Source organism: Mesorhizobium sp. M7A.F.Ca.ET.027.02.1.1 (assembly GCF_004022985.1).
Classification (GTDB): domain Bacteria; phylum Pseudomonadota; class Alphaproteobacteria; order Rhizobiales; family Rhizobiaceae; genus Mesorhizobium.
In genome coordinates, this window is sequence record NZ_RZOL01000228.1 from 1 (window position 1) to 9878 (window position 9878).

Here is a 9878-nt window from a genome sequence, read left to right on the forward strand (position 1 = left end):
CTGCGGCCCATAGATGAAGAAACCGGCGCCTAGCTGGTTCACGCCCGCCTGCAGGAAAGAGGCGGCCGGATCAGCGTCCGGCGCGCCAGTTGCGGTCAGGAGCGAGAAGATCGTTCCGATCGACACGTTGGTGTCGATGTTGGACGAGCCGTCGAGCGGATCGATCGCAATGGCGAGTGGCGCTTGCCTGTCGAGCAGGACCGGCTGCTCCAGTTCCTCGGAGGCGTAAAGCGCGACCGGTGCGCGGCGCATGGCGTCGAGGAAGATGTCGTCGGAGAAGACGTCGAGATCCTTCTGGACGTCGCCATCGGCATTGGCGCCACGGGTTTCGGCAAAGGCGGCGCCGAGCACCCCTTGATTGATGGTGTTGCGGACCTTGATGGCGGCCTGTGTCAACTGACGGACGGTCGTCACAACTCCCGAGCGGAATTCGTCAGGCTGGCCGAGATAGGAGTTCAGAAAAGCGTCGAGCGTTGCCGCTGGCATCGTAACCTCCCGGTCCGGCCGCATCTCCTCGGAGCGGCTGGACTGGAGGAATGGAAACAAACGTCGCGAGATAAGTAAAATTCAATAACTTTACCTAGCCACTAAAAATAATTTAGTATGCGGCATGAGGAACCTCACGCTCAAGCATTTCAAGACCGTCCAGGCAATCATCAAGTGCGGCAAAATTGTCAGCGCGGCCAAGATGTTAGGCCTGTCTCCTCCAGCGCTGACAATCCAGTTGCGGCAAGTGGAGGAAGAATTCCAGCTGGCTCTGTTCGACCGAACGTCGGACGGCATGCGTCCCACTGCCGCAGGTCGGGCTTTCGTCGAGACAGCGCAGGCTATCGAGGAGCATCTCGGTTTGCTCGAAGACAAGATGGATGCCATCAAGGGCGTACGCACCGGCAGCTTGAGGCTCGGCGTCGTTTCCACCGCCAAATATTTCGCGCCGCGGCTGATGGCTGCGTTCATGAAGGACCATCCCGACATCGACATGCGGCTTGCCATCGGCAACCGCGCCCAGACGATCGACAACCTCAGGAACCACGACATCGACATCGCGCTGATGGGGCGCCCGGCGAAAGAGGTTCCGGTGCGTGCTTCGGTCTTCGGCGATCACCCGCTGGTCATCATCGCGCCGCCCGACCATCCGTTGGTCGCGGCGCGAGATATCTCCAAGGAGCGGATCGCGGAGGAGCATTTCCTTATTCGCGAGCCCGGCTCCGGAACCCGCATCTCGTTGGAAATATTCCTGAGCGACGTGCCTGGGCGCATCGACGACCTTGGTGTCGAGATGGCCTCGAACGAAACGATCAAGCAGGCGGTGATGGCTGGTCTGGGCATCGCCTTCATCTCTGCCCACACCATCGCTGCGGAAACCGAAGCAGGCCGGCTTGTCATCCTCGACGTTGTCGGCATGCCGATCCGCCGGCAATGGTTCTCGGTGATGCGAACCGATCACGCAATCTCGCCGGCCATGGCCACGTTCAACGATTTCCTGATGCGCAAGGGCGCGATGTACCTGCCCCTTTTCGGAAAGCTGTATCCAGACAAGGCGGGATGACATTTTACGAACGCAACGGATGAAAGTCCGGTGGAGAACGCCCGCGATCGTTGGTGTTATATAAGCGATATGTTATGTTGCAGTGCGAAAGAGCGGGGGCCACGTCCTTTCACACCCGTAAGCGATCTGTATGTGCAACCCCTGCAGACTGTTCGGAAACCTCCCGGGTAGGGTTCGGGAATTCGATGGGGAAAAGGGGTAATGCTTTACACACTCGTTATGATGGTCTGTCTGACGGATGTACCGCGGACCTGCGAACAACGCGAACAAATGGTAGAGGGTCTGGCGATGAATCCCGGGACTGCCTTCATGCAGGCGCAGCCGCTGGTGGCTCGGTGGATCGAGACGCATCCCGGTTATTTCGTGCAGCGCTGGCGTGTGCTGCCTGGCAGGGGGTCATGAGGCAGGCGGCCAAGGTCTATTTCTTGACGACGAGCGTTTCCGAGACGGTCTTCGACAACTGGTAAAGCCGCTGCTCGATTATCGTGGGCACATCGCAGACATAAGTCAGCGACTGGACCCGTTCGGTGAAAATTCGCGTCGCGAAATTCAGCTGGTCGGTTCGCCGTTCGACTTCGTCCGGATCCGCATCGGCCTTGGCGCGCAGCGCGTCGACTTCGGATGCTTCCTTGCGCAACTGTGCCGCCATTTCGAGCTGTTTGTGCGCATAGCGGGAGATGCCGGAGATCACGTGCGAACGCTCGGCGTCCATATGGTCGAACATTCCCTGCACCAGCATCGTCATTTTTGGTGCGACCTGTTCGGGCGGCAGGGAAGTCGCGAAATCCTTGATCTCTTTCTGGGCTTCGGCAATCGGCGTCCGCCGGGCTGCCACCGCCTCGACAAGCGCCGACACACGGGCATCCTTCGCCCAATCTTTCGCGGTCGCGGGAAGCTCCGGCCCATTCCAGATCTGGCCAAGCGAGAGCCGTGGCACCTTACGCTGTATGCAGGGCCAGTCGGGATCGGTGTTTGCCGCGCCGGCGCCTCCCATGAAGGCAAGCGTGGCGACCACAACGAGAGTGTGAACAAGTCTCATTCGCGCCATCAGGCGTTTCCTCCCATGTCCTGCTTGCGGATCACCAAACCGCGCGAAGGGTCGTATGCGATGATGGCGCCGCCCAGAAACAGCAGCGTGCAGCCGGCCACGATGCCCAGCGACAGCCATTCGATCTGCCCGTAAAAGGCAAAGCGGATCAGTTCGACGGCATAGGTGAACGGGTTGCAGAGGCAGATCTTGTAGAGCAGCGGGCTCGCCTCCTGGATGCGCCACAAGGGATAGAGCGCCGGAGACGCGAAATAGCCGGGAAAGATGACGAAGTTCATGATGCCGGCGAAGTTTTCGAGCTGCTTGATCAGCGAAGACAAGAGCATGCCGAGCGCGCAAAGCATCATGCCCGACAGGAACAGTGCCGGCAGCACATAGAGGTAGCCGAGTGGCGGCGCCTTGACTCCCCACAACCAGGCAACGATCAGGAACGCGTAGACCTGCACGATCGATACGGCCACGCCCGCGAGCATCTTCGACACCAGCAGGAACCAGCGCGGAAACGGGCTGACCAGCAGGATGCGCATGTTGCCCATCTCGCGGTCGTAGACCATCGACAGCGAAGACTGCATGCCGGAAAACAGCAGGATCATGCCGCAAAGGCCCGGCGTGATATAGACCTCGTAGAGCACATACGTCTTGTAGGGTGGGATGATCGACACGCCGAGCACCTGGCGAAAGCCGGCGGCGAAGATGAACAGCCAGACGAGCGGCCGGACCAGCGAGGAAATGAAGCGTTCGCGCTGGTGCAGGAAGCGCAGGCACTCGCGCAGGACGACACCTTTCAGGCAAATGAGATAGTGGCGCAGGCCGAATGGCTCAGACCTCACCGGCATGATGCCGGCGAGCTTTCCAGGCATCGCAGGAGCGCTCATGGCGACGTCTCCGCCATGCCCGCCGCATCGACGCGGCTGAGCTTCGAAAAGGTTTCGCGAATCGAATTTCCACCATTCGCACGGATCACATCCGACACCTTGCCGCTCGCGACCAGATCACCCCGCCGCAGTATGACGACATGGTCGGCGTCTTCGACTTCGTCGATCAGATGCGTGGCCCAGAGCACGCCGATGCCCTCGGCTTGGACGAGCTTGCGGATGGTGGCGAGGATGCCCGCGCGAGACTCAATGTCGAGGCCTACGGTCGCCTCGTCAAGCAGGAGCAGGGAAGGGCGGTGCAACAGCGCCCGGGCGATTTCGATGCGCCGCATCTGACCGCCGGAGAGGCTGCGTGCTTTGTCATGCTGGCGGCCCTGCATGTCGACCGTTTCAAGCAGCGCGGCAATGCGCTGGCGAGCTTCGCGTCCGCCAATGCCATGCAGCGAGGCGTGGTATGAGAGGTTCTGGTAGACGCTGAGGTCGAGGTCGAGCGTGCGTGCCTGGAACACGATGCCGACGCGTCTGAGTGCTCCGCCGGATGCGCGGCGGATGTCATGGCCGAAGATGCGGATCGATCCGTGACGCGTGTCGTAGAGGTGGCTTATCAGTGAGAACAGCGTTGTCTTGCCGGCCCCGTTGAGGCCGAGCAGAACGGTGAAAGTCGCCGGCGCGATCGAGAAGGAGACGTCGTTGAGCGCCCGCTTCTGGCCATAGGAATGGCTGACGGCACCGACATCGAGCGCCGCCACCTCTTCTCCCGGACCGCTTTTCCTCATATGCTGCATGCCGGGCCGCTCCTTCAGGACGCGTTGGCTATCTGGCGCCTTGATCGCCTTTTGTCTCACTTGATCGTAATCTTGCCCTTCAGTCCCTTGTCGGCAAGGTCGGGAACCGACCAGGTATATTCGCCCGGGCGAACGGTATGGAACTGCACCTGGATCGTCCCCGCGTCGTCGAATTCCAGCCAGGCTGGTCCGCCGTCCATATGCACTTCCAAATCGTTGATGACGATCTGGTCCATCCAGACATTGCGGAAGAGGTCGGTGACGAATTTGTACTCGAAACCGCCCTTGGAGGTGATCTTCCAGCGATAGCCCTGGCCGGCGATCAGCTCGAAATCCTTCTGATTGACGGCGCAAGTGGAATCGGCCGAACCAATAATCAGTTCCGGCAGGTTCTTGCTGGCACGCGACGGTTTTGGTGTTGCGTCGTCGGCGCTTGCTCCGGTCGGAGCAAGGACGAATCCGGCGAGGGCGGCGAAGAAAAACCTGCGGAAAAGTTTCATGTCTTGAGCCTCCCGATGATCAATGTCTGCTATTTGGGCGAAATGACCACACCCCAGGGCTGCTGGCCCACGGTGAGCGATTGGACCGGCTCGTCGGTGGCCGTGTCGATGAAGGTGATATCGTTGGAATTGCCATTCGTGGTGATCAGCGTTTTCTGGTCGGGCGTGAAGGCCAGATGCCAGACGCGCTGGCCGACGAGGATGTATTTCTCCACCTCGTAGGTGTCGGTATTGATCACCGCGACATGGTTCGCCGGGCCGAGCGCGACATAGGCTTTCTTGCCATCGGCGGTGATGGCGATGCCTACCGGCTGGATGGTTTCGGCCCGCAGTCCCTGAATCGCGAACTGGATCTTCTTCACCACTTCGCGTTTGGCGTTGTCGATGACGCTGACAGTGCCACCGACCTCGGCGCTGACCCAGACCTGGGAGCCGTCGGGCTTGAAGTCGGCGAAGCGCGGGCGCGTGTCGACCAGCACGTTGTCGGTCACCTCATGCGTGCTGGTGTCGATGAAATGCGCCATGCTGGTGGTTTCCGAGGTGTTGACCATGGTCTTGCCATCGGGGCTGACACCCATGCCTTCCGGTTCCACACCGACCGGAATCTCGGCCAGGACCTGCTTGCTTTCGACGTCGATGGCGGTGACGAGATTATCGTCCTCATTGGCGACATAAAGCGTCTTGCCGTCCGGCGAGAGCACGAACAATTCGGGATCGGGGCCGGATGGCAGCGTACCGACGATTTCAAGCGTCGCGGTATTGATGATCTGGACCGTATCGTCATCGCTGGCGCATAGGTAGACGAACTTGCCGTCATGCGAGATGGTGATGCCGCGCGGTCTCTGGCCGACTTCAACTGTCTTCACCACCTGCATCGTCGCCGTGTCGACGACGGTCATCGTGTTGTCCTTCTCGTTGGAAACGTAGGCCGTATAGGCCGATGCCGGACTGGCCGTCAGGCCGGCCGCGAGAATGGCGAATGCGCAAGCTCGTTTCTGCACGCAAATTCCTCCCGATTGACTCTACTTGAGAGCGCATTTCGTTTCCGGCTGATCGACACCGAGCGTGTCGAGTTCGGAGACTTGGTGAAGATAGCCCTCTTGTGGCGATGTCGAGACGACGGACTTGGTATCGCCAAGCAAGATCGGCTGGCGAAGCTGGAGGTTCCATTTGCGGAAGGTCAGCTTCTGCCCCTTGAAAGCAGCAACCGAAAAGTCGTCCGAGCGCATGTAGTCGCTGATCTTTTTCGCATCGTCGCCCTTGGTGCGCGTGGTGGCCTCGCCGACGGCACGCACCGCTGTCCAGGCCGACATGTCCTTTGAAAGCATCCGCCGGCTCGCCGTCTTCAGGAAGCGGCTCTGCATCTGGATGCCGCCCCATTGTTCGCTGGCGGGATGCCATGACGATGCAACCAGACCGGCGGTGCCGGCGACCAGCCGCGGCGTCCAGGTGCGATAGGGCACGTAGGTCCCGAAAACCTCGCTTTCGTCGGCGACAAGCACCACGTCATGCTCCGGGAGATCTTGCGTGAACACGGAAATCTGCTGCTGTATCTGCGTTGCGCCGGTGTCGGTGCGCCTGGCTGTGCCGGTATCCTTGAATTCCTTCTCGGCGACGATCTGGCCGCCGAAGCGGGTTGCCGCGCGGCGCAACGCATCGGCGTAGAGACGATCCTGCTCATGCGATCCATAGAGCAGCACCCAATTCGGCCACTTCTTCACCATGAGATACTGCGCCAGCGCATCGGCCAGCATGCTGCGCGTCGGCGCGATATGGAAAACGTTGATGCGGCAGTCCTCCTCGCGAAGGCTGTCGTCGGTGGCGCCGACGTTGAAGATCAGCACGCCTTTGTCGCGGGCGATGTCGGCGATCGACAGCAATTGTTTGGCTGAAAGATCGGCGACCACATAGTGGTCGCCCTTGGCGATCATGCCTTCGAATGCCTGAACCGCGTCGCCGTCGGGCTTGATCTCGGTCACGTCGAGGCTGAATTTCTGGTTGGTGAACTTTCCGGTCGTATTGTTGTCGCCGATCGCCACCTCGGCGCCGGCGACACCTTCGTCACGTGGCGGCAGGTCGAGCATGGAAAGCGTCAATTGCGGTGCGTAGGCCCGCAAATAGCCTATCTTGATTTCGGTTGTCTTTTTTTCCGGCTTCGCCACCGTTTCCTGGCCTGTCGCGTCGGAAACGTTGACGGTCAGGGAAAAAAAGCACAAAAAGGCAGCGAGAGTGCCTGGCACCGCGCTCGTCATCGATAGTAATTACCCATTCTTGCGCAAAGGTTCGACGGTTGCCGGACCCGCGCCAAGTCAAGGTGCCCATGATCAACTTAGCCGACCCGCAAAATTTATCAAACCCTATCGGAAGACTTTTCGCGCCTGCCAGAACGGTGCGGAAGGTCGCCAGCGTCGATTCGCATGGCAACACCGGCGAGACGTGGCGCAGGGGGATCGACTGCCTCTATAAAAACGTCTTGTCCTCCAAACTGGAGAAACTGTTCAAATGACCAGAATGCTGGCAAGCGTCACCGGCATCGAAGAGGCGGAGATCGCTCTTTCTGGTGGTGTCGACATCGTCGACCTGAAGGACCCGAAGGCGGGAGCTCTGGGCGCGGTGTCCACGGAAACCATGCGCCGAACGATTTCGTTCATCGCTGGTCGGGCTCCGGTCAGCGCGGTCTGCGGCGACCTGCCGATGGAGCCCGAAACGATCCGCATCAAGGCCGAAGAGATCGCGGCGACCGGCGTCGACTATGTGAAGATCGGATTTTTTCCTTCGGCAAATATCTCCGCCTGCGCACAGGCGCTCGAACCGCTCGCCGCACGAACGAAGCTGATTGCCGTGCTGTTTGCCGATCTGGCGCCGGACTTCGAACTTCTGCCGATATTCGCCAGGCATCGCTTCCATGGCGTGATGGTCGATACCGCGCAAAAGGGGAAGGGCCGGCTGCTCGATCATCTGCCGCCGGAGCGTATTCCGGGATTCGTCGATCGCACGAAATCGCTCGGTCTGATTGTCGGCCTGAGTGGATCGCTGGAAGCTCCGGATATTCCGCGCGTCTTGCCTTTTGCTCCCGATTTTCTCGGCTTTCGGGGGGCGCTGTGTGGCCATTCCGGTCGCACGAGTTCGATCAGCGCCGAGGCGGTCTCGCAGATTCGCGAGTTGATCCCGGCGGAATCCGGGACCGGCGGTCAATCGAGTATCGACTATCGCCTGTTGGCGGCGAGAGGCTATTCGCCGGACACCGACCCGACACTGGGCACGGACAGGATTTTTGTGCGGGATTTTGTTCTGCCGGTCCAGATCGGTGCCTACAGCTTCGAGCATGGCCATACTCAAAAAGTGCGCTTTGATGTGACCGCCGACGTGCTGCAAATTACCGACCATCCCGAGGACATGCGCCATGTGTTCTCCTACGACATCATCATGGACGGCATTCGCACCATCGTCGCCCGAGGCCATATCCAGCTCAGCGAGGCTTTGGCCGAGCAGGTGGCAGCGCACGTCTTGGAGAACCAGCGTGTCGTGCGCGTCACGGTAAGGGTGGAAAAGCTCGAGCTCGGCCCTGGCGGCGTCGGCGTCGAGATCGAACGCAAGCGCCAATCGGCGGGACGCGGCGCTGCCTCCGGCACTGCCGGCCGAAAAGACCGGAGCGTTGTTTTCCGGCCGCGCCAGGAGCGCCCCCAAATGCTCCGACGGGCCATCGTCAAGCTTGGCGGCAGCACGGCCCATGCGGCGGAGATGAAGAGCTGGATCGCAGCGCTGGCGGGTTCCAGGCTGCCGATCGTCATCGTACCCGGCGGCGGCCTCTTTGCCGACCATGTGCGCGAGACGCAGACACGCATGGATTTTTCCGATACCGCCGCTCATGCCATGGCGATCCTGGCCATGGAACAGTTCGGCCATGTCATCCTCGACCGGGACGAAAGGCTGACGCCGGCACGGTCGCTGGACGAGATCGGGCGAGCGTTGGAGGCGGGCAAGGTTCCGGTGTGGCTGCCGTCATCCCTGGCACTGCCGGCGCTGGATGTTCCGGCCTCGTGGGACATTACCTCCGATTCTCTGGCCGCCTGGCTTGCAGGCAAGCTTGGCGCAAACGCGCTGTTGCTTATCAAGCAGACCGGTGCATTCTTCGACAGCGATACAGCTGACAGCCTGAGGACCCGAGGCATTGTCGACCCCGGCTTTGCCGCCATGCTGCCCGACGGCGTCGATTTCCATCTCGCCGGTCCGAAGGATGCTGCCGAGGCCGGCGCGATGCTCGCGTTGGGCAAGCTGCCCGGCACCAGGATCGTGGCTTCAACAGGGTCGTCGGCAAAGAAGGCGGGATAGCCGATGGTGAAGCTGCATGTGCCGCGCTGGGCATGGGTTTTGACGGGTTCCGGGCATTTCTTTACGGAGAGCTTCGCACTTGTTCGCCAACTCGAACATTGCGATGTCTTCGTGTCGAAGGCTGCCAACGAAGTGTTGCGCATGTACAAGCTCAAACTTGATTTCCCGGAGACGACGCGCGTGCTGCACGACAAGACCGCGAGTGCGATCCCTGTCGGCGAATTCTACCACGGTGTCTATCACACGGTCGTGGTGGCGCCGGCCACGTCCAACACGGTCGCCAAATGCGTGCATGGCATTTCCGACACGCTCGCCACCAATGTCTTTGCCCAAGCCGGAAAGTGCCGTGTGCCAGCCATCGTCTTTGCTTGCGACACCGCGCCGGAACTCGAGACCCAGGCACCGCACGGGCTGGTCAAGGTCTATCCGCGCAGGATCGACCTGGAAAATACCAAGCAGTTGAAGAGTTTCGAGCGGACCCAGGTGGTCGAATCGCTCGCTGATCTCGAAGCCTCGCTCACACGGCGCCGGGCCGAACTCGCAAGCGATGGCTGAGCGGCTGGTTTTTCTTACCGGCCATCTGGCCAAGGCGCGGCTGGAACGGCTGCTGGCCGGGCTGGGCAGAACCGCATTCGCGTGGGAAATCGTCGACGTCGGCGTCAAGGTCGCCGCGCTGATGAGCGAGGAAATTGTGAAGCGTCGGCTCACTCTGACAGGAGACGTCGGCCGCGTCATCCTGCCCGGACGCTATCGGGGAAACATCGAGCACCTGTCGGAGCATTTCGGCGT

General features: G+C 60.8%; 11 protein-coding genes and 1 pseudogene. 5 read left to right on the top strand and 7 right to left on the bottom strand.

Features of this window, described 5'->3' with window-relative positions; translation table 11 throughout:
- A pseudogene (locus EN749_RS22525) lies at window positions 1-486 on the bottom strand (class 1 fructose-bisphosphatase); the annotation flags it as partial.
- Window positions 487-610: 124 nt separating this feature from the next.
- Here EN749_RS22525 and EN749_RS22530 point away from each other — a divergent pair.
- Both EN749_RS22530 and EN749_RS22535 read left to right on the top strand, forming a co-directional pair.
- Complete coding sequence (locus tag EN749_RS22530; protein ID WP_127810607.1) at window positions 611-1549, top strand: LysR family transcriptional regulator; 939 nt, start codon at window positions 611-613, stop codon at window positions 1547-1549.
- A gap of 201 nt (window positions 1550-1750) precedes the next feature.
- Window positions 1751-1951, top strand: a complete 201-nt coding sequence (locus tag EN749_RS22535; RefSeq protein ID WP_128364002.1) for a hypothetical protein — start codon at window positions 1751-1753, stop codon at window positions 1949-1951.
- A gap of 16 nt (window positions 1952-1967) precedes the next feature.
- On the opposite strand, the gene EN749_RS22540 is transcribed toward EN749_RS22535, so the two are convergent.
- Genes EN749_RS22540 through EN749_RS22565 form a run of 6 tightly spaced genes read right to left on the bottom strand, consistent with a single transcriptional unit; the run spans window position 1968 to window position 7009 of the window.
- The gene (locus tag EN749_RS22540) at window positions 1968-2597 is read right to left on the bottom strand and encodes a hypothetical protein (protein ID WP_127810606.1); all 630 of its coding nucleotides are present in this window, start codon (window positions 2595-2597) and stop codon (window positions 1968-1970) included.
- Entirely contained in the window at window positions 2597-3433 is an 837-nt protein-coding gene (locus EN749_RS22545; protein ID WP_164873992.1) for an ABC transporter permease, read from the bottom strand. The genes EN749_RS22540 and EN749_RS22545 overlap by 1 nt, the downstream gene beginning before the upstream one ends.
- Window positions 3434-3468: 35 nt before the next feature.
- The gene (locus EN749_RS22550; protein WP_127810604.1) at window positions 3469-4257 is read right to left on the bottom strand and encodes an ATP-binding cassette domain-containing protein; all 789 of its coding nucleotides are present in this window, start codon (window positions 4255-4257) and stop codon (window positions 3469-3471) included.
- 56 nt (window positions 4258-4313) lie between these two features.
- The gene (locus EN749_RS22555; protein ID WP_128364003.1) at window positions 4314-4757 is read right to left on the bottom strand and encodes a hypothetical protein; all 444 of its coding nucleotides are present in this window, start codon (window positions 4755-4757) and stop codon (window positions 4314-4316) included.
- Window positions 4758-4786: 29 nt separating this feature from the next.
- Complete coding sequence (locus EN749_RS22560) at window positions 4787-5758, bottom strand: YVTN family beta-propeller repeat protein (RefSeq protein ID WP_128364004.1); 972 nt, start codon at window positions 5756-5758, stop codon at window positions 4787-4789.
- Window positions 5759-5779: 21 nt separating this feature from the next.
- Window positions 5780-7009, bottom strand: a complete 1230-nt coding sequence (locus EN749_RS22565; protein WP_127810603.1) for an ABC transporter substrate-binding protein — start codon at window positions 7007-7009, stop codon at window positions 5780-5782.
- Window positions 7010-7259: 250 nt separating this feature from the next.
- Between EN749_RS22565 and EN749_RS38945 the strand changes: the two genes are divergently transcribed.
- The 3 genes from EN749_RS38945 to EN749_RS22585 form a co-directional block, all read left to right on the top strand.
- Window positions 7260-9089 (top strand): (5-formylfuran-3-yl)methyl phosphate synthase, encoded by a 1830-nt coding sequence (locus EN749_RS38945; protein WP_128364005.1) that lies wholly within the window; start codon window positions 7260-7262, stop codon window positions 9087-9089.
- Between the two features lie 3 nt (window positions 9090-9092).
- On the top strand, window positions 9093-9644 hold the full coding sequence (locus tag EN749_RS22580; RefSeq protein ID WP_127268111.1) for a flavoprotein: 552 nt from the start codon (window positions 9093-9095) through the stop codon (window positions 9642-9644).
- A partial coding sequence (locus EN749_RS22585) for a DUF6513 domain-containing protein (protein ID WP_245491474.1) occupies window positions 9637-9878 on the top strand: 242 nt, incomplete at its 3' end. The genes EN749_RS22580 and EN749_RS22585, both read left to right, overlap by 8 nt.

Excerpts from the sequence above, each read along its gene's own strand:
- EN749_RS22530 (WP_127810607.1), top strand. The coding sequence starts at position 611 with ATGAGGAACCTCACGCTCAAGCATTTCAAGACCGTCCAGGCAATCATC.
- EN749_RS22535 (WP_128364002.1), top strand. The coding sequence starts at position 1,751 with ATGCTTTACACACTCGTTATGATGGTCTGTCTGACGGATGTACCGCGG.
- EN749_RS22540 (WP_127810606.1), bottom strand. The coding sequence starts at position 2,597 with ATGGCGCGAATGAGACTTGTTCACACTCTCGTTGTGGTCGCCACGCTT.
- EN749_RS22545 (WP_164873992.1), bottom strand. The coding sequence starts at position 3,433 with ATGCCGGTGAGGTCTGAGCCATTCGGCCTGCGCCACTATCTCATTTGC.
- EN749_RS22550 (WP_127810604.1), bottom strand. The coding sequence starts at position 4,257 with ATGCAGCATATGAGGAAAAGCGGTCCGGGAGAAGAGGTGGCGGCGCTC.
- EN749_RS22555 (WP_128364003.1), bottom strand. The coding sequence starts at position 4,757 with ATGAAACTTTTCCGCAGGTTTTTCTTCGCCGCCCTCGCCGGATTCGTC.
- EN749_RS22565 (WP_127810603.1), bottom strand. The coding sequence starts at position 7,009 with ATGACGAGCGCGGTGCCAGGCACTCTCGCTGCCTTTTTGTGCTTTTTT.
- EN749_RS38945 (WP_128364005.1), top strand. The coding sequence starts at position 7,260 with ATGACCAGAATGCTGGCAAGCGTCACCGGCATCGAAGAGGCGGAGATC.
- EN749_RS22580 (WP_127268111.1), top strand. The coding sequence starts at position 9,093 with ATGGTGAAGCTGCATGTGCCGCGCTGGGCATGGGTTTTGACGGGTTCC.